This is a genomic window from Arthrobacter sp. SE2 (genome assembly GCF_058244265.1).
On sequence record NZ_JBZAYA010000008.1, the window covers coordinates 110288 to 128976 of the forward strand.

19 protein-coding genes are annotated in these 18689 nt (G+C 63.8%); 7 read left to right on the top strand and 12 right to left on the bottom strand.

Going from position 1 to position 18689, the window contains the following annotated elements:
- Positions 1-79: 79 nt before the first annotated feature.
- Positions 80-1213, bottom strand: coding sequence for an LOG family protein (locus tag AC4CS3_RS12910; protein WP_490783818.1), 1134 nt, complete (start codon positions 1211-1213; stop codon positions 80-82).
- A gap of 63 nt (positions 1214-1276) precedes the next feature.
- Between AC4CS3_RS12910 and AC4CS3_RS12915 the strand changes: the two genes are divergently transcribed.
- The 5 genes from AC4CS3_RS12915 to iolB all read left to right on the top strand — a co-directional run bounded on the left by AC4CS3_RS12915 (position 1277) and on the right by iolB (position 4963).
- Entirely contained in the window at positions 1277-2056 is a 780-nt protein-coding gene (locus AC4CS3_RS12915; protein WP_490783819.1) for a gamma-glutamyl-gamma-aminobutyrate hydrolase family protein, read from the top strand.
- A 124-nt stretch (positions 2057-2180) separates the two neighbouring features.
- Positions 2181-2585 carry a cupredoxin domain-containing protein gene (locus tag AC4CS3_RS12920; protein ID WP_490783820.1) on the top strand — a complete coding sequence of 135 codons (405 nt, stop codon included), beginning with the start codon at positions 2181-2183 and terminating at the stop codon, positions 2583-2585.
- A 25-nt stretch (positions 2586-2610) separates the two neighbouring features.
- On the top strand, positions 2611-3060 hold the full coding sequence (locus AC4CS3_RS12925) for a hypothetical protein (protein WP_490783821.1): 450 nt from the start codon (positions 2611-2613) through the stop codon (positions 3058-3060).
- Positions 3061-3311: 251 nt separating this feature from the next.
- Positions 3312-4052, top strand: a complete 741-nt coding sequence (locus AC4CS3_RS12930; protein WP_490783822.1) for a GntR family transcriptional regulator — start codon at positions 3312-3314, stop codon at positions 4050-4052.
- A 17-nt stretch (positions 4053-4069) separates the two neighbouring features.
- Positions 4070-4963, top strand: coding sequence for a 5-deoxy-glucuronate isomerase (gene iolB, locus AC4CS3_RS12935; RefSeq protein WP_490783823.1), 894 nt, complete (start codon positions 4070-4072; stop codon positions 4961-4963).
- 22 nt (positions 4964-4985) lie between these two features.
- Here the strand turns inward: iolB and AC4CS3_RS12940 are convergent, their stop codons facing one another.
- The 10 genes from AC4CS3_RS12940 to AC4CS3_RS12985 all read right to left on the bottom strand — a co-directional run bounded on the left by AC4CS3_RS12940 (position 4986) and on the right by AC4CS3_RS12985 (position 15486).
- Positions 4986-5843 (bottom strand): MBL fold metallo-hydrolase, encoded by an 858-nt coding sequence (locus AC4CS3_RS12940; protein WP_490783824.1) that lies wholly within the window; start codon positions 5841-5843, stop codon positions 4986-4988.
- Positions 5844-6046: 203 nt separating this feature from the next.
- Positions 6047-7090, bottom strand: coding sequence for a Gfo/Idh/MocA family oxidoreductase (locus AC4CS3_RS12945; protein ID WP_490783825.1), 1044 nt, complete (start codon positions 7088-7090; stop codon positions 6047-6049).
- Positions 7087-7905, bottom strand: coding sequence for a TIM barrel protein (locus tag AC4CS3_RS12950; RefSeq protein ID WP_490783826.1), 819 nt, complete (start codon positions 7903-7905; stop codon positions 7087-7089). The genes AC4CS3_RS12945 and AC4CS3_RS12950 overlap by 4 nt, the downstream gene beginning before the upstream one ends.
- The gene (locus tag AC4CS3_RS12955; protein ID WP_490783827.1) at positions 7905-9008 is read right to left on the bottom strand and encodes a Gfo/Idh/MocA family oxidoreductase; all 1104 of its coding nucleotides are present in this window, start codon (positions 9006-9008) and stop codon (positions 7905-7907) included. The genes AC4CS3_RS12950 and AC4CS3_RS12955 overlap by 1 nt, the downstream gene beginning before the upstream one ends.
- 35 nt (positions 9009-9043) lie before the next feature.
- Positions 9044-10078 (bottom strand): Gfo/Idh/MocA family protein, encoded by a 1035-nt coding sequence (locus tag AC4CS3_RS12960; protein ID WP_490783828.1) that lies wholly within the window; start codon positions 10076-10078, stop codon positions 9044-9046.
- 35 nt (positions 10079-10113) lie between these two features.
- A complete protein-coding gene (locus AC4CS3_RS12965) occupies positions 10114-11109 on the bottom strand; it encodes a Gfo/Idh/MocA family oxidoreductase (RefSeq protein WP_490783829.1) in 996 nt (331 codons plus the stop codon).
- Between the two features lie 111 nt (positions 11110-11220).
- A complete protein-coding gene (locus AC4CS3_RS12970; RefSeq protein ID WP_490783830.1) occupies positions 11221-12165 on the bottom strand; it encodes an ATP-binding cassette domain-containing protein in 945 nt (314 codons plus the stop codon).
- Positions 12166-12178: 13 nt separating this feature from the next.
- Positions 12179-13246, bottom strand: a complete 1068-nt coding sequence (locus AC4CS3_RS12975) for an ABC transporter permease (protein ID WP_490783831.1) — start codon at positions 13244-13246, stop codon at positions 12179-12181.
- 64 nt (positions 13247-13310) lie between these two features.
- Entirely contained in the window at positions 13311-14306 is a 996-nt protein-coding gene (locus AC4CS3_RS12980) for a substrate-binding domain-containing protein (RefSeq protein WP_490783832.1), read from the bottom strand.
- A gap of 169 nt (positions 14307-14475) precedes the next feature.
- A complete protein-coding gene (locus tag AC4CS3_RS12985; protein ID WP_490783833.1) occupies positions 14476-15486 on the bottom strand; it encodes a LacI family DNA-binding transcriptional regulator in 1011 nt (336 codons plus the stop codon).
- 157 nt (positions 15487-15643) lie between these two features.
- On the opposite strand from AC4CS3_RS12985, the gene AC4CS3_RS12990 reads away from it, so the two are divergent.
- Together AC4CS3_RS12990 and AC4CS3_RS12995 are read left to right on the top strand one after the other, a co-directional pair.
- Complete coding sequence (locus AC4CS3_RS12990; protein ID WP_490783834.1) at positions 15644-16822, top strand: Gfo/Idh/MocA family protein; 1179 nt, start codon at positions 15644-15646, stop codon at positions 16820-16822.
- Positions 16819-17838 carry a sugar phosphate isomerase/epimerase family protein gene (locus AC4CS3_RS12995; RefSeq protein WP_490783835.1) on the top strand — a complete coding sequence of 340 codons (1020 nt, stop codon included), beginning with the start codon at positions 16819-16821 and terminating at the stop codon, positions 17836-17838. Before AC4CS3_RS12990 ends, AC4CS3_RS12995 begins: the two co-directional genes overlap by 4 nt.
- A 66-nt stretch (positions 17839-17904) precedes the next feature.
- Here AC4CS3_RS12995 and AC4CS3_RS13000 read toward each other — a convergent pair whose 3' ends face one another.
- Entirely contained in the window at positions 17905-18225 is a 321-nt protein-coding gene (locus AC4CS3_RS13000) for a hypothetical protein (RefSeq protein WP_490783836.1), read from the bottom strand.
- Positions 18226-18689: the final 464 nt, after the last annotated feature.

An 18689-nucleotide genomic window follows, 5' to 3' on the forward strand; every position in this document is an offset into this window, starting at 1 on the left:
TCATCCGCGGGACATGCCCAGCCCCAAGCCCCAGCAGCGGACATAACGCTCTCACTCCAAGGTGGGGTGGGCCGCGCAGCTAGCCCGCGACGACGGCGAGCGCTTCCTCGACGCTGTCCACCAGGAAGATCCGGCCCTCCATCACTTTCCCCGCAGCGAGGCTCTGCAACATGGGCCACGCGGGATACTTGTGCTCCCAGTGGTCACGCCCCACGAGCACCATGGGTGTGACGGTTTCCGGGGCGCCGTAGAAGTTCTCACACGCGTCCTGGAAGATTTCCTGCACGGTGCCGGCGGAGCCCGGAAGGAAGAGGATTCCGCCGTTGCATAGCTCGAGCAGGATCGCTTCGCGCATGGAGTTGGCGAAGTACTTGGCGATGTGGGTGGCGAAGAGGTTGGGCGGCTCGTGCCCGTAAAACCAGGTGGGAATGCCCAGCGACATCGTCCCGCTCGGGTGGTGCCCGACGACGGCGGCCGCCGCCCGCGCCCAGGCCGTCACCGAGGGACGGAAACCCGGCACCGCCGCGAGCGATTGCAGCGCCACGGCGAAGTCGGCGTCGGGCAGTCCGCTCAAGTAGGCGCCCAAATTGGCAGCTTCCATGGCACCTGGCCCTCCCCCGGTGGCTACCGTGAATCCGGACAGTGCCAAGAGCCGACCCAGGCGGGCCGCGTCATCGAAGTCCGTCGTTCCGCGTTGCGCGACGTGCCCGCCCATGACTCCCACGATCTTGTTTCCCGCGAAATCCCCGTTGCCCAGGAGCTCGTCCAGGGCATCCCCGATGGCGTGGTCGTGCAGCGCGGCGGCGAGGGTAGCGTCCAGGCTGGTCCGTTGCCCCGGCATGATGCTCCAGTGATAGACCTGGGCGTCCAGCGTGGCTTCATACTCCGTGGAGTCAATGTCCTCGTACAATTCGGCGGCGCTGTAGAGGCTGCCCCGATACGGGTTGAACGGCACTCCGCGCAGCTTGGGAAAGATGAGTGCGCCGCGGCTGCGGAGGGAGTCCTCGACGCCGTCGTCGAAGGTACAGCCCAGGAAGATGGCGCCTTGGGGATCCAGCCGCTGCAGGTCAGCCCGTCGACCTCGCAGGTCCAGCGACTGGGCGTGCCATCCGTGCATCGTTGCGGCCCCGGAGCCCAGAAGCCTGTCGAAATGGGCCACACTCTCAATGTCGAGTGTGCGGGGACTAGGAGTCAGGGCGCGGGACGGATTCATGGCATCAGCGTATGCCCGCGGTTCCCGTTGCGCAGGAGCCGACCGGCCAGTGCATCATGGAGCATGCAGACTTCCGAACAGCAAAGCAGCTTAAGGCCCCGGATCGGCATACCTGTCCGCCTCAGCGGCTCCGAAACCGCGGATCCTCGCGTGGGAGAGGCGAATGAACTCTTCGACTTCATCGTCGAACTGGTGCGCGACGCCGGCGCGGAGCCTGTGCTGCTGGACGCCTCCTTCACCGACGAAGCCGGTCCGCTGGCCGCCGAACTCCGTTCCCTCAACGGGGTCCTGCTGCCCGGCGGCGGAGACCTGGATCCGCGGCTCTACGGTGAGGAAGCGACTGACGCCTGCTACGACGTCAACCCTGACCAGGATCGCCTGGACTTGGCGGTCGCCCGGGGATCGCTCGACGCCGGTTTGCCCACCCTCGGCATCTGCCGCGGCCACCAACTCCTCAACGTGGTCTATGGCGGGACGCTCATCCAAGACATGCATCCCTCACTGGTGGAGCACAACGGCCTGACCCCGGCGGAGGGCGAGCTCAGCGCCTGGGCGTGGCACGACGTCGAACTTTCACCGGATTCCAAGGTGGCCGGACTCTATGGTTCACGGAACTCGGTGCGGATCGCTTCAGGGCATCACCAGGCTGTGGCCCGGGTAGGCGATGGCTTGGTGGTGACGGCGGTCGCGGAGGACGGGACTGTGGAGGCCCTCGAGGATCCGCAGCGCTGGGTGGCATCCGTGCAATGGCATCCCGAGGCCTCGCAGCTGCCTGAGGAGGAACGGCTCGCGCCGTTCAAGGCATTCGTGGAGGTCTGCAGGACGCTGCGTCCTGTGGGGTGATCGAGCGGCCGGTCCGCCTGCCGGAATCAATTTCCCGCGCCCGTGAACCTGACCGCTCCGGAATTCGTCTCATCAATGTGGCAAACACATTCGCGCCACCGGACACGAGAAGCGGGAACCAATCATGAGAAACAGCCCCAAAGCCATGATGGTCATCGTAGGAGCGGCCGCCCTGATCGCCGTGAGCGGTTGCGGGGCGTCCGGAACCGGCTATCAGGGCGCGTCGTCGAGCCCGCCTTCCGCCTCGTCCTCGACTGCTCCGCCGTCCGGGACCTCCCAATCGCTCACCATCACCATCAAGGACTTCGGCTATCAAGGACCTGTCTCGGTCAGCCCGGGCGCCAAAATCACCGTCAAGAACGAAGACGCCCAGGCCCACACGGTCACCTCGGACGATGGAAAGGCTTTCGACGCCTCCGTCGACGGCGGGGGCGGAACGGCACAGTTCACCGCGCCCACCACGCCGGGCAGCTACCCCTACCACTGCGCCTACCACTCCAACATGCACGGAACGCTGGTCGTGAAATGAGCGCGCGGGAAAGGAGGACAGTGAAATGAGTACTCGTGAAGCGGCCCGCCGCAAGCCGATGAACCGCAGGCCACGGGACATCCTGTTGCGACTGCTTGTGGCGGCAGCCCTGGTCATCGACGCCGTGGTCCACTTCGATCTTGCCTCCGGCTACCAGTTGGGTGCCCCGGGCGGAATCGGGGAAGGCAACTTGTTCCGCCTTGAGGCCGCGGCGGCAATCCTCGTCGCCCTGTATGTCTTGGTCCGAGGCAGTCGGCCGGCCTACGCTGCTGCGGTGATCGTCGCTGGAAGCGCCTTCATAGCGGTCCTCCTCTTCCGATATGTCGACATACCTGCCATCGGTCCGCTCCCGTCCATGTACGAGCCCGTATGGTTTTTTGAGAAGTCCCTCAGCGCAGTCGCCGAGGGACTGGGCGCGGTCCTTGCCGCCGTCGGCTACGTCCGGCAACGCAGCAGCGCCCGACGCCGCCGCTGAAGGCGCGCTCGCCGCTGAGGGCGCGCCCGCCGCCGGAAGCCGCGCCCGCCGCTGAGGGCGTGAGGTCTGGTCCTGATGTCTGGACATGTCCCAAACAAGAGACCTGAAACGGCACAATAGACGCGCCTTCGTCACCCTTGACCCGCACAACGCTCCTGCTATCATCAGTAAAGCAGTATGTCCTATCAAGCGAACATGAGCGGACATGCTTGCAATTTCCGGGACAGTCCCGGAATGCGAGGGAGCATGCAATGGCGAATCAACTTGGCCTCACAATCGACCGTTCTTCCCCTGTGCCTTTGTACCACCAGGTGGTCCAGGGCATCGAGGCCGCCATCCACAGCGGAGTGCTGGAGCCCGGCAGCCGTTTGGACAACGAAATCGACCTCGCCGCCCAGCTCAACCTGTCCAGGCCCACCATGCGCAAGGCCATGGACGAACTCGTCCGCTCGGGCCTGCTGGTCCGGAAACGCGGCGTCGGCACCCAGGTAGTGTCGAGCCAGGTCCGCCGGCCCCTCGAGCTCTCCAGCCTCTATGACGACCTGACCAACAACGGCAAAAAGCCCACAACGCAGGTCCTCAGCTTCTCGCACATGGAAGCCGACGCAGCCACGCTGACGGCCCTCCAGCTTCCGGCCGGTTCCAAGGTCTACCACTTCACCCGCCTGCGCAAAGTGGGCGGTAAGCCGCTGGCGCTCATGGAGAACTGGGTCCGCGACGACATCACCACCATGGACGAGTCAATGCTCGCCTCGGAAGGCCTCTACGCCATCCTCCGCCGCGGCGGGGTCAACTTCCGCCTCGCCTCGCAGCGGATCGGCGCCATGATCGCCAACGACTACCAGGCACCGCTCTTGGAGGCGGAGGTCGGCTCGGCTTTGGTCACCATGGAGCGCACCGCCGTCGACGACACCGGACGCATGGTGGAGACCGGCCACCACGTGTACCGGGCCGATTCCTACAGCTTCGAAATGACACTCGTACAGCGCTAACGCAAGGACATAACTTCATGGCCAACTGGGTCTATCCATTGGGAACCGCCAACGACGGCGATTGGGACATCTCGCTCGGAACCTCCGATTCCGCCTTGACTGTGGACGGTTGGGCCCACACTGGGCTCAAGGTCGCCACGCTCGCCGCGGGCGCCGCCGTCGAGCTCCCCGCCGCAGCTGAAGAGCGGATCATTGTGCCGCTCAACGGCGCCTTTACGGTGACGGTCGACGACGTCGAGTATCCCCTTGCGGGGCGGGCATCGGTTTTCCATGGCCCCAGCGATGTCCTGTATTCCGGCACGAACGCTGCCGTCACCATCAGTTCGCCCGACGGCGGCCGCGTCGCCGTTGCGACTGCCCCGGCCAACGCGACGTACCCCACCAGGCTAGTGACCGCCGCGGAAACCCCGGTTGAGCTGCGCGGAGCAGGCAATTGCTCGCGCCAGGTCCACAACTTCGGCACTCCTGCCGCCCTCGAGGCGGATCGTTTCATCGTCTGCGAAGTGCTGACCCCCGCGGGCAACTGGTCCTCCTATCCCCCGCACAAGCATGACGAGGAAAAGGACGGCGAAACGCAGCTCGAGGAGATCTACTACTTCGAGACCCGCGTGGCTGACGGTTCCGGCGCCCCCGCAGATGCAGACGCGATCGGCTACCAGCGCGTCTATGCCTCCGATGAGCGCCCGATCGACGTGGCCGCGGAGGTTCGCACGGGCGACGTAGTTCTTGTCCCCTACGGCTGGCACGGCCCCGCCATGGCAGCTCCCGGCTATGACTTGTACTACCTGAACGTCATGGCTGGCCCGGGACCCGTGCGCGAATGGCTCATCAGCGACGACCCCCACCACGGTTGGGTCCGGCAGAGCTGGGACGGTCAGAACATCGACCCTCGCTTGCCGTTCGGCGCCTAGATGATTGAGTCCGAATAGGTTCTCAGGCTCGGCGAGCGGCTTCCGCTCGGGCTGAGATCCATAGCGTGTGCGGCTGCTCGCGTTCGCCGTGCAGCTCAAGCATGCCGTGGACGAGATCCTCGACGGTGCCGCCCCGGTTCGCAACGGCTGTGAAGTCGCGCAGGTACTGCCGGCTTGCCGTCAGGTTCTCGGGCAGATCCGGGGCACCCACGCTCTTATGACCGGCAACCACGATCTTCGGGTTCAGCGCGGCAACCGCGTCGATGCTTGCAATCCATGCTTCACGCTTCGCCTCGTCGGCTTCGTACATCATCATGTGCACGTTGTTGTAGACGACGTCGCCGCAGACGACCGCCTCAGACGACGGGACGTGGAAGATCGTCGAACCCTCCACGTCGCCCTGCCCAACGTGAATGACCTTGACGACCTGCCCGTCGACGAGGATCTCGTCGCTCTCCAGCACCTCAGGCACGACCGGGGGCTCGGGGAGCTCCCCGGGGAAACGCGTGGTCCAGTAATTTGTAGCCTTGTTGAACTCCACCTCCCACGCGGCGCGAGCAGCGACTTCAGGAGCCGCGTAGCCACGTGCCTCGGGGAAATGCTCGAGGAGCCGTGCGAGGCCGAGCCAATGATCCGAGTGTCCGTGGGTGATGTAAATGCCCCTGATCTTCTTGCCGAAATCCTTGGCCCACGCGCCGATCTCGTTCGCATTGCCGATAGTAAGCATGGCGTCGATCAGGATCCCCTCGGTCGGTCCCGAGATCAGCGTGCAGCTCATCGGGGCCCAAGTGGCCACCTCGCCCTCACCGAGCTGATCGGGACACGCATAGGGGCGCATCGGACTAACGTAAACATCAATCGAGAGCGGACTGGTGTTCATGACTCTCTCCCTTTCATGCCTACGACGGCGAACTGCATTGCGAGGTGGGACTGAGTATAGGGCGATCCGCCGGTTGTGAATATGACGATCGACATCGAGTGGCTTCCATTGTCGCGGGATGTCGTCCTAAAGTACGCAAAAAACGCTCCTCCGGGATGATTCCGGAGGAGCGTTTTTGTGATGGAGGGTCGTGGGAATCTAACTCATTTGTGGAGGAGCGTTCCTGCCGATGACACCTTGACCGGGACCCCACTTGCCAGCGACTCCTGCGCGGCATCCGCAACGCGGGAAGCCGCCACGGCGTCCTCCGGGGTGCACGGGTTTTCCCGTTGGCCCAGGACCAGTTCAACGAAGGCTGCCATTTCCGAGCGATAGGCCTGATCGAAGCGTTCGGCGAAGGTCTTGTGGGGTTCTCCGGACGGGAAGGCAATCCCGGCCTCGGCTGATTCCAAGGCTGTCTTGTCGTCCAGGCCAACCATGAGGGAACGCTTGGAGCCTTGGATTTCGAGGCGGACGTCATGCCCTGCACCGTTGTAGCGGGTTGCCGAGACTGCGCCAACAGTCCCGTCGTCGAACGTGATCAAAGCCAAGGCCGTGTCCACATCGCCCACTTCGCCGATGGCGGGATCACCGTTGTTGGAACCCTTGGCATAGACCTCCACGATCTCGCGGCCGGTCAACCAGCGCAGGATGTCGAAGTCGTGGACCGAACAATCGCGGAACAGCCCGCCGGACGTAGCGAGGAACTCCACGGGCGGCGGAGCCATATCGCAGGTCACGGCGCGCAGCGAGTGGATCCAGCCAAGTTCCCCCGTCTGGTAGGCGCGCTTGGCCTCGAGGTAACCGGCATCGAAGCGACGCTGGTGGCCGATCTGCACCACACCATCATTGGCGCGGATATGTTCCAGGACAGGCAGCGAATCGGCCACATTCATGGCCACGGGCTTCTCGCAGAACACCGGGATACCGGCATCCACTCCCGCGCGGATCAGTTCCGGGTGCGTGCCCGTTCCGGTTGCGATCACCAGCCCATCCAGTCCGGAGGCGATCAAAGCCCCCACCGACGGCAGGAATTGGGCGCCGAGACCGGCCGCCACCTTGCGGGCGTGTTCTTCGGCCACATCCGTGAGCCGCAACTCCACGTTGATGCCCTGCGCATTCAGTTCCCCGTTGAGGGCCGCGATGTTGTTGGCGTGCATGACGCCGATCCGCCCTACTCCAACCAGCCCGAGAACGACGTCCTTCATAGTGCTACCTCCGTTGAAAAAGCTGAGTCGTCCTGGGATTCCGCGACGCCAAGCGTGAACGCCCTGCGGAACGCCTCAAGCGCCCCCAGGTCGTCGCCGCTGGCCCATGCCTCCATGCCGACGGTGCCTTCGTAGCCCGCAGCGACGAGCGCCCGGGCCACAGCCAGGTAGTTGATTTCGCCGGTGCCGGGCTCGCAGCGCCCCGGGACATCCGCCACCTGGATCTCGCCGATGTGCGGCAGGGCGGTGCGAACCAGCTCAATGAGGTTCCCCTCCCCCAATTGTGCGTGGTACAGGTCCAGCATCATCTTCACGTTGGGGTGTCCCGCCGCCTCCACGAGCGCCAGGGTGTCCTTTGCACGGGCCAGCGGAATTCCGGGGTGATCCAGCACCGTGTTGAGGTTTTCGAGGCAGAACGTCAATCCGTGTTTTTCCCCGAGCGCTCCAAGGCGCTCCAGGGTCCGGGCACCCGTGATCCACATGCTGCCGTTGGAGCGGTAGACGGGACGGGCTGCTTTGCCGTCGATGAGCTCGGCCGAGTGCACCACCATGCGGCTGACGCCGAGTTCCAGGGCGGTCGGAATCAGCGTCTCCGCCGTCCTCACCACGTCATCGGCGGTGTCGGCGTCAACCAGGCTCCCGGAGGTGTACCCGGTCATGGACGAAAAGACCGCGCCGCTCGCCTTGAGTGCCGCAATGTCCTTGCTCCTCGAGTCCCAGAGTTCGACGTCGAATCCGGCCTCATGGATCCGACGTACCCGTTCGGTGAACGGCAACTCCGTGAAGACCATTTCGGCGCAAACTGCCAGCCGCATCAGACACCCGCCTTGCTGTTGCTCGAAACAGCTGTAACGGCCACCGGTCCGCCTTGCTGGACCGACTCGATGCAGGCCAAAGCCATTGCCAGGGCTCGCCGCGCGTCAGCGCCTCCCGGGGTGAGGGTGAAAGCGCCCGACGGCGGTTGCGTGCCGTCGCGGCGCGCGCGGACTGCCGCTGCGAAGTCCACGAGTTCTTCGGTATAGGCATCGCGGAACAGTTCCACGTTGAGCCTCGGAGTCTCCGCGGAAAGGCCCTCGGCGGTGTACCTCACGGCAGCCGTTTCAGTGGGCCGTCCGGCCTGCACCATGCCCTTGGAGCCGAAGACTTCGCCCCTGACGTCGTAGCCGTAAAGAGCGCTGAAGTTGGCTTCCGCCACCGCCAAGGCTCCGTTGCTGTAGCGGATGGTGACGACGGCGGTGTCCAGGAATCCCTGGTCACGCAGGCCCGGTTCCACCAAGGCGTCCGCGACGGCGTAGACCTCCACCGGCTCGGCACCTTCGTTGAACCAGTTCAGGGTGTCGAAATCGTGGATGAGGGTTTCCAGGAAGATCGTCCAGGCCGGAATCCTGGCTGCGTGCCCGATGCTCCCGGTGCCCGGATCCCTCGTCAACGAGCGCAGGAGCTGCGGCTCCCCCACAATGCCTTCGGCCAGGTCCTTCTTGGCGGCCTGGAAGTCGGTGGCGTAACGGCGGTTGAAGCCGATCTGGAAGTGTACCCCTGCTGCTTCGACGGCGAGGAGCGCGGCGTCGAGCTCTTCGAGGTTCTGCGCGGCTGGCTTCTCGCAAAACACGTGCTTGCCGGCGGCTGCGGCCTGGGCGATCAGGGAAGCGTGGAAACGCGCCGGGCTGGCAATGATGACGGCATCGATGTCGGGATCCGCCATGATGTCCGCGGCGTCGGCGGTGACCTTCGCCGTGCCAAGCTGGGCAGCCACGGACGCTGCAGAGTCCACGTTGGGATCGGCGACGGCGGCCAGGACCGCACCGGGAACCCTGCGAGCTATGCTTTCGCCGTGGAACGCTCCCATCCAGCCGGAGCCTATGAGGCCAAGCCGCACCGGCGTGGGGAGACTGGAGGAGTGCTGTTCGATGTAGGCCATGGGCCTGTCCTTTCGATAGTCAGTACAACAATTGCTTAGGCGGCGTTGCCTTCGCCCGGAAATTCAATGCCCACTTGGCGGCGGATCTCGTCCGCAACTTCCATCGTCCGGATGGAAGAGGCCAAGGGACGTTGTCGGGTTTCGGTCTCACCGGCGGCGATGGCGCGGGCCACCGCTGCGGCTTCGTAGTGCAAGCCTTCCAAATGCCCGCCCGCCGCTTCGTTGTGACGAAGCCGCGTGCCATCCGGGAACCGGATCTCGAAAGCACCGGGCATATTGAAGGGGCCGTCGATGGTCAACGTGGCCTCGGAGCCAACGATCGTTGCCGCGGTCGGAGTGAAGTTGTGCAGGTGCGTATTCATGACGGCCTGGCTTCCGCCGGGGAATTGCATGATGGCGGAGAGCTGGGCATTGACACCCGATTCGTGGGGCTCGCCGAAAGCGCTCAAGCGTTCCGGGGCGCCGAGGATCTCTGTGATCAGGGCCAGCGGGTAGGTGCCCAGGTCCAGCAATGGCCCACCAGCCAGTGCTGGGTCGAAGATTCGGTGGCTGCGTTCGAAGTGCTCGCCGTATTCCGCCAGGACGGTTGTCACAGTACCCAGCATCCCGGCGTCGAGCACTTGCCGGATCACGTCGAACTTCGGAAGGAAGAAGCTCCACATGGCCTCGGCGGCGAAAACGCCGGCTGCCTTGGCCCGCGCGGCGATATCCCGGGCCTGCGCAGCATTCAGGCCGATCGGTTTCTCGATGAGGACGTGTTTGCCGGCGTCGATGGCGAGCACAGCAGCCGCGTGGTGGAAGTTGTGTGGCGTGCACACGTACACGATGTCTATGTCCGGTGCGGCGGCCAGTTCTTCGTAGCTCCCATACGCGGCGGGCACGCCGAAGGCGTCCGCGAACGCCTTGGACCGATCCAAGGAACGGGAGCCGACGGCGGCAATCATTTGCCTTGAATGGGCCTTCGCCGATTCCGTGAAGCGCTCGGCAATCCACCCCGGGCCCATGATCCCCCAGCGCAACGCGGGAGCGTCACGGGAATCCGGAACGCGGGACCCCGCAAGACCAGACACCGGAAGACCAGATATCGGCAGGCCGGATGAAACCATCAGTAGACCACCTTCGTGTAGGCTCCGTCGCTGTGGAGCGAACGGATCATGGCTTGGGCGAGCTGCGACGCACGCAGGCCGTCCTCACCGGTGGCGAGGGGCGCAGGTTCTCCCTTTTCGAGGGCTGAAATCCAGGCCTGAAGTTGCAAGCGGTAAGCGTCGGCGAAGCGTGGACGCCAGTCGGCAGGGATTTCGGAACTGCGCTTCCCTTCCTGCCGGACATCGAGGGCAGCCGGTTCCGGGAGTGCCGCGGTGCCGAACTCTGATACGACCTCGCACCGGGTGGTGTAGCCGTACTGCGCGTTGAGGAAGAGTTCGAGGGTGGCCAGGGTGCCGTCGGCCGCGCGCAGGAGCATGAAGGCTGGATCACGCAGGTCACCGGTACTGTGCCGGGAACTCCGTCCCGCTTGCCAGGACACCTCAGTGATAGGCGAATCCAGCAGCCAGGGGATGATGTCGAGCTCGTGGATGGCCGAGTTGGTGATGGCGGACTCCGAGCTCGCGCCCGGTCCCGCAGCTGCCGTCCGGCTAGTGCAGTGGACCTGCAAAGGCTCGCCTTGAGTGCGTGCCCGGGTGGCTTCGCGCAGCGCGACATAGCCGGGATCGAAGCGTCTCATAAAGCCCATCGACAGCAGCCGGGCACCCGTTGCGGCCAGGAGGTCAGCTTCGGCCTCCACCACTTCGCGGCTTTCCAGGAGCGTGGGAGCCAAAGGCTTTTCGCACAGCACCGGGGTCATTGCTTCGAAGCATTCCAGCACCAGTCCCGCATGGGTGGAGTCATGTGAAGCGACGACGACGGCGTCAACGTCACTGGAGCTGATCAGCTCGGAAGGATCGGTGGTGATGCGTGCGGATGGTGGCGCCGCGGCTGCCGCACGTCCGGCGTCGAGGTCTGCCACGAAGGTGACTTCGGCCCCGCTGATGGTGGTGGAGAGGTTCCTGATGTGGTCTGCGCCCATGACACCGGCGCCGATAACGCCAACCCGGATCGGCATGCTGTCTTCCCGTCTACTACTTCGTGCACATTCCCTCGGTGGCATGGCGAGCGGGGGCCCATCCGGTTTTCCGGCGGACCCCCGTCTCCGTCCGCGCTGTCTTCCTGCGCGCTAGGCGTGCCGTGGGCTGTTTTCCTTTGAATTGTCAGCGACGTCGGCAGCTTCGGATACTCCGGCGACTTCGGCTTGGACTTCCTTGAGTGCCTCCGTGTGTCCGCCGAGCTGTTCGAGTTCGTGGGCGAGTTCGGCCAGTTCCGCGCCGCCGGCCATCTGGGCCGTGAGCTCGTCCAAGGTGATGTCCTTCTTGTCGTAGTAGCCGATCGACTTGCCGCGCTTGAGCAGCAGGAACCGGTCACCGACGGGGAAGGCGTGGTGCGGGTTGTGAGTAATAAAGATGACGCCCAGTCCCCGGTCGCGGGCCTGCAGGATGTAGCGGAGCACGACGCCGGACTGCTTGACACCCAGCGCGGCCGTCGGTTCGTCCAGGATCAACACCTTCGCCCCGAAGTACACGGCCCGGGCGATCGCCACGCACTGGCGTTCACCGCCGGAGAGCTGGCCGATGGGCTGTTCCACATCGCGCAGGTCGATGCCCATCGCGGCGAGTTCCTTCAGGGTGATGTCCTTCATTTTCTGGACATCCATGGACTTGAACGGGCCGAAACCGGAGGTCAGTTCCGAGCCGAGGAAGAAGTTCCGCCAGATCGGCATCAACGGAACCACAGCCAGGTCCTGGTAGACCGTGGCGATGCCGACGTCGAGCGCGTCCCTGGGGGAATTGAACTTCCGCTCATCGCCCATGACGTGCAGCACGCCTTCGTCGTGCTGGTGGAGGCCGGCGATGATCTTGATCAGCGTGGACTTGCCCGCGCCGTTGTCGCCCAGCACGCAGGTGACGCGTCCGTTGTCCACGGCCATGGTCACATCCCGCAAGGCGATGATGTTCCCATAGTGCTTTCCGACACCGTCCAGGGACAGCAGGTGCACGGGGGTGTGGGTCAGCGGATCCTTTTCATCCTTGAGCAGGGTCTGCTGGTCGATCTGTTTGGCATTCATTTGGTCCGCCCCTTTACTTGAGCTCTGCGCGGCGTTTGACGATGAGGTTCACGATGGTGGCCAGCAGCAGCATCAGGCCCAGGAAGAACTTGAACCAGTCAGGGTTCCACTGTGCGTACACGATGCCCTTGTTCGCCATGCCGAAGATGAACGCGCCGATCGCACCGCCCACCGCCGAACCGTAGCCGCCTGTCAGCAGGCAGCCGCCGATGACCGCCGCGATGATGTAGAGGAATTCGTTGCCCACGCCTTCACCGGACTGCACGGCGTCGAAGGCGAAGAGGTTGTGCATGCCCAGGAACCAACCGCAGAAACCGACCGCCATGAACAACCCGATCTTGGTCTTGGTCACCGGGACACCCACCGCGCGGGCCGCGTTCGCGTCACCGCCGGCAGCGAAGATCCAGTTGCCGACCTTGGTCCGCAGCAAGATCCAGGAGGCGATGAGCACGAGGATCACCCAATACAGGATCGGGATCTTAATGTCGACCCCTCCGACATTAATGTCCGATGCGAAGACGGCCCGGGCCGAGGCGAAACCATCCATGGTCGCGATCGACGGCGACGACACACTGCCGCCGATGGCGCGCGTGAGGGCGAGGTTGAGGCCCGTCAGCATCAGGAATGTCGCGAGCGTGACGATAAAGCTTGGCAACTTCGTCTTGATCAGAATGTAGCCATTGATGAATCCGATCCCGAGCGACACGACGAGCGCCAGGGCCACCCCAACCCAAACGTTCATTGAGAAATACCAGCTGAACATCGAGGCAGTAAGCGCCGACGAGATCACGGCGACACCGGCGGAAAGGTCAAACTCGCCGCCGATCATCAGCAGAGACACCCCTACCGCCATGATTCCGATCGTCGAAGAGCCATACAGCACGGTCGCAAACGCGTTCGGCTGCAGGAAGGTGCTGGAGACGAGGGAGAAGAAGATGAAGAGGACCACTGCTCCTACGAGCGCGCCCACCTCGGGGCGGCCCAAGAGCTTCTGGAAGGGGCTGCGCTGCCCCACCCTCTCATCGCCACGCGGGCCGGGGCCAGAAGCCGGCGCCGGCGGCAGGGTAGTTGTGCTTGCCATGGGAATAACTCCTTGTTGGTCAGGCCGCGCGACGGTCACCCGCCGCGCGGCCACGTTCCTGGATCTAGCGGAGGCCCTGCTGGGCAAACTTGAGGACGTCCTTTGCGTTGGACTTGTCAACGATGGCCGGTCCGGTGAGCACCGGCTGGCCACCTCCGATCTTGAAGCCACCGCGCTTGTTTTGCCAGATGGCGTCGATGGACATGTAGCCCTGGAGCCACGGCTGCTGGTCGACTGTGAAGAGAACCTTGCCGTCCACGATGTCCTGGGCCAGTTCGGCATTGAGGTCGAAGCTGGCCACCTTGGCCGAGCTGCTGGCATCCGTGACGGACTTGAGCAGGGTGATCGTGATGGGGGCGCCGAGCCCGATGATGACGTCAGCGTCCTTTGTAGCCTGGAGTTTCGCCGTCGCGGTCGACTGGACCGAGGTCATGTCCTGACCGTTGACGTACAGGATCTCAGTGCCGGGCACCTTTTGCTTGACACCGGCACACCGTGCCTCGAGTCCGACGTGGCCCTGCGCCTGGATAACGCAGACCGGGTGCTTGAAGCCCTGGGCAGCGAGCTGGGTACCAACAGCGGCGCCAGCGAGCGTCTCATTCGATCCGAAGTGCGTGAATGCTCCGAGCTTCGCGGAAACGTCCTCGCCGGCGTTGAGGCTCACCACCGGGATTCCGGCGTCCTCGGCCTTCTTGAGGACATCCTTGAGGGCGTCCGGGGTGGCGAGCGTGACAGCGATACCATCAACCTTCTGGTCGATGGCCTGCTGGACGAGCTGGGACTGGCGACCGGCGTCGGGATCGTTCAGGTACTGAAGATCGACGTTGTCCTTCGCGGCTGCTTCTTCAGCACCCTTGCGGACGATGTCCCAGAAAGTGTCGCCGGACGGTGCGTGGGTGATGAGCGCCACCTTGATCCGCGGAGTGCTCGCGGCTTGACCGCCGCCGGCGGCGTTCGCGGTGTCGGCCGGCTTTCCGCCTGTGCTGGAACACGCGCTGAGAGCCATCATCGGAACGACGGCTGCCACAAGTGCCGCCTTCCGCCAGGAAAACTTCTTCACGATTTATCTCCTTTGATAGGGGTTACGGCCCTGCCACTCTGCAGGAGCTCAAAGCCCTCTACACAGATCATGGTGACTAGCCTCACAGATGTCAATACTTTGTCCTGACATTAGGATGTTTTTACGTGAGACGGTCTCATGATCCCCCGCGAACACCGTGAGATCGAGGCTACGGAGCCGGTCGGGCCGTGGTACTTCGCACAACAAGGACGGGATCAATCAAAGTGCGCTCGGGCTTGATAGTGGGGTCTTCAATCCTCGCGAGCAGTCTGTGCGCTGCGTCAATACCGACGAGGTCGCTTCGGTTGTCGACGGAAGTGATGTCCAAGTACCTCGACTTGGCCAGCGGGGAATTGTCGTAGCCGATCACCGAAATGTCGTCGGGCACGCGAAGGCCCCTGGCCTTGAGGACGGCAAAGGCGCCCACGGCCATGGTGTCGTTGGCCGCGAAGATCGCCGTCGTGTCCGGGTGGTGATCCAGCAGCCAAGAAGCGGCGGCGTAGCCATCTTCCTCCGAAGTACCTTTGGACTCGGCAATCAGGAGTTCGACGCCGGCCGCCTGGGTCTGCCGCCGGAAACCGGCACGCCGATGGGCTGACGCGCCGTCGGACCCTGAGAGATGGCCGATGCGGGTATGACCCAGACCCAGCAAATGGCTGGCGGCCATGCCGCCACCGCCGTCGTCGTCGTTGGTAATGAGGTCCGCGCCTCTCGGCATCCCATTGCGCCACCCGGCCACCACCGTGGGCACCCACGTCCGGGTCAACATGGGCTCGCTCGGTTCCGCGGCGATCACCAGCGCGTCAATGTGCATGGCGAGGAGGCCGTCCGTGGCTTCTTTGATGCGGTTCTCGCCAGGCCGGGAGTCGGCCAACATGACGTGGTAGCCAAGATCGGAGAGGACGGACTCCATGCCCCTGAGCAGGTCCACGAACCAGAGGTTCCGGTAGTCGTCGATCACCAGGCCGATGCTCTTGGTCCGGTTGCTCGCCAGGGTGGTCGCGGCCCGGCTTGGCCGGTAGCCGAGCTCCGATATTGCAGCCTGGACGGCTTCGCGGCGCTTGTCACTGACCCGCGCCGGCGCCTGGAGGACCAAAGACACCAACGACGGCGAGACGCCGGCTAGCTTGGCAACGTCATAGATGGTCGGGCGGCGGGTTTTTGGACTGGTGGCACTCATGGTTCGGAAACCTTTCTCCTCTGCTGTCAAGGGTATTCGCAAGACATTGACAGGACATACTCACATGATTAGGCTTTGAGTCCAGTGCTAAATTGTAGCGCTCCAAAATGCCAAAAGGGGTGTTCGGCACCCAGGCTGAATTTCGAAGGAGAAATCAATGGCTGAGAGCCTAGGGGTCGCCGTCATCGGCGCAGGAATGGCCGGCAAGGCACACGCGGCGGCCTACCGCACCGCGTCCGCCCTTTACAGCCCGGTGCTTCCGCCGGTGCGTCTCGTGTCGATCGGCGATGTGAACGCTGAGTTCGGGTCCCTCGCCGCCCGACGTTTCGGTTACGAACGCAATGACACCTCATGGCAGGCGATCGCGGAAGCCGACGACATCGACGTCGTGAGTGTCGTCATCGCGAATTCCCTCCACCGCGAGGTGGTCGAGGGACTCCTGGCCGCAGGCAAGCACGTCCTCTGCGAGAAGCCGCTGAGCGACTCCATCGAGGATGCCCGCGCGATGGCCGAGGCCGCCCGCAACGCCTCCGGCATCGCGCGCATTGGCTTCACGTTCCGCCGCACGCCCGGCATTGCCTACATCCGCGACCTCATCCGCAACGGGGTGCTCGGCAACGTCCTGCACTTCAGCGGCCGCTACTGGACCGACTACGGCTTCAGCCCGTCGGCTCCCATGAGCTGGCGCTACAAGGGCGGGCCCGGCTCGGGTGCGCTGGCCGACGTCGGAAGCCACCTGGCCTACGTCTCCGAGTTCCTCTGCGGCGACATCAAGTCCATCAGCGGCGGACGCCTGAGCACCGTGATCGGCAAGCGCCCCCTGCCGCTCGCCGCCGTTATGGGCCACGACCACGTTGCAGTCAGCGACACTTTCGAGGCCGTCGAGAACGACGACTACGCCGCCTTCAACGCAGAGTTCGAAAGCGGCGCCGGCAGCTTCGAAGTCTCCCGCGTTGCCGCCGGCCACGCCAACAGCCTCAACTTCGAAGTGTTCTGCGAAAACGGTGCGGCCAAGTTCGACCAGCGCCGCCCCTCCGAAATCCAGCTGTTCCTCAACGATGGCTCCGGCAACGAGAACGGTTACCGCCAGGTCATCCTCGGCCCGGGGCACCCCTACATCGCCGGCGGCCTTGCCATGGACGCCCCTGAGGTGGGCTTCGGCCAGAACGACGCTTTCGGCTACCAGGCCCGCGCGTTCCTCGAAGAAGTTGCCGGCCTTCCCGAAGCCGAGTCCCTCCCCCGCTGCGCCACGTTCGACGAGGGCGTCCGCAACATGGAGCTGCTCGGCGCTGTCACGGAATCCGCACTCAACAACGGAAAGACCATCACGCTATGAAACTCGGCGTCTACAACGCAATCCTGCACGACCGGCCGCTTCCCGAGGCCCTCAAAGTCATCGCGGATCTCGGGCTGACCGGCATCGAAATCAACACAGGCGGCTTCCTGCCCGCGGTCCACGTCCCCACCTTCGACGACATTCTTGTATCGGATGCAGCCCGCGACGACTACCTCGCGATCTTCGAGGGGACGGGAGTCGCGATCGCAGGACTGAACTGCAACGGCAACCCCTTGCACCCGAAACGCGAGATCGGCGAGAAGCATGCCGAGGACATCCGCCGCTCTATCCGGCTTGCAGAGCGTCTCGCCCAGAACCGGGTAGTGACCATGTCCGGCCTGCCCGGCGGTGAGCCCGGCGCGACCGTGACGAACTGGATCGTCAACGCCTGGAACTCGGCGGCTTTGGAGGTGTTGGACTACCAATGGGACGTCGCGGCGAAGTTCTGGCGCGAGACCGACCGCCTGGCCGCTGACCATGGCGTCAAGGTGGCCCTCGAACTGCACCCGCAGAACATCGTGTTCAACACCGCCGACGTGCACAAGCTCATCGAGCTCACGGGAGCTACCCATGTGGGCGTTGAACTGGATGCTTCGCACCTGTTCTGGCAGCAGATGGATCCGGTAGCCGTGGTCCGCGAACTCGGCCCGCTGGTTTTCCAGGCAGCCGCGAAAGACGTCCGCGTCAATACCGAGAATGCCGCCCTCTACGGTGTCCTCGACAACAGCTTCCGTCGCCTCTCACCGGACGAAAGCCGCACGAACCTCGGCGGCGACGAGTGGGCCAACGAATGGCCCAAGAACTCCGCGTGGGACTTCGTTGCCCTCGGCCGCGGGCATGACACCGCCTACTGGACCGAGTTCCTGCGTGCCCTGCACGAAGTGGACCCGAACATGCTGGTCAACATCGAGCACGAAGACACTTCGCTCGGCCGGATCGAAGGGCTCGAAGTGGCCGCCAAGGTCCTGCGGGACGCCGACGCAGCGCTCACGGCGTCGCTGAAGGTGACGGCATAGGAACTAGTCGCTACACCACGGAAATTGAGTGGGAGGGTCGGGTTTCCCGGCCCTCCCACTCAGTCTTCACGCCGGGCGGTCGATTTCCACGAGAGTCAGTGCGCCGATGACCATCATTGCCATTCCAATCCCTCCAGAACCTACAAAGGTGAATTCCTTTGCGCGGGTACCTGGCTTCAGAAAGGTGCTCACTGAAAGCCCGAGCACCAAGACCCCAGCGCCTGCTACGGTCATGCTCGCTGAGAATATTCGAACCGGGTAGCTGTCTGTCCACAGCGCAGGCAGCGCAATCGCGATCACAATAATTAGCACGCCCAACAATGCTGTAAGCGCCATGATGGGACGGCGCCGTAGCTCACTGATGGAGAAACCGTTCTGTTCGACCATGTGCGGGCATCTCCTGGAGTTTCTTCATCGTTCGGATTATTTGCCCTTGGGGGCCACCTACTTGACATCTCTCGTGGCTATCCTCTGAGCGTCCGAGGGCATCCGCGCCCTCTAAATTTCGGGGGGAAATTTGAGACTACGCAATCAAACTCGTCTTTTTGCCGTAACGCTTGGGACCATAATTTTGGCTGCAACTTCTGCCGTCCCAGCGAACGCCAACATCGCTGTTAAATCAGATTCCGGGGACAAGACAATTGTACCGGCATCGAAAATGGAGAAACTCGGAGTTCCGACCACTATCTACGAAGCGCTCAAGTCAGTGCAGAAGGACTTGGAGCCTTCACAGACACCAATGACGGTGGATCCGACTTAAAGCTGATTAGCACTCTTGCTGGCAGCGCAACGTCGTTCGGCGGTGTTATCTATGACGGACCCACCAACAGCAACACAGGCTTGGGAGTCAA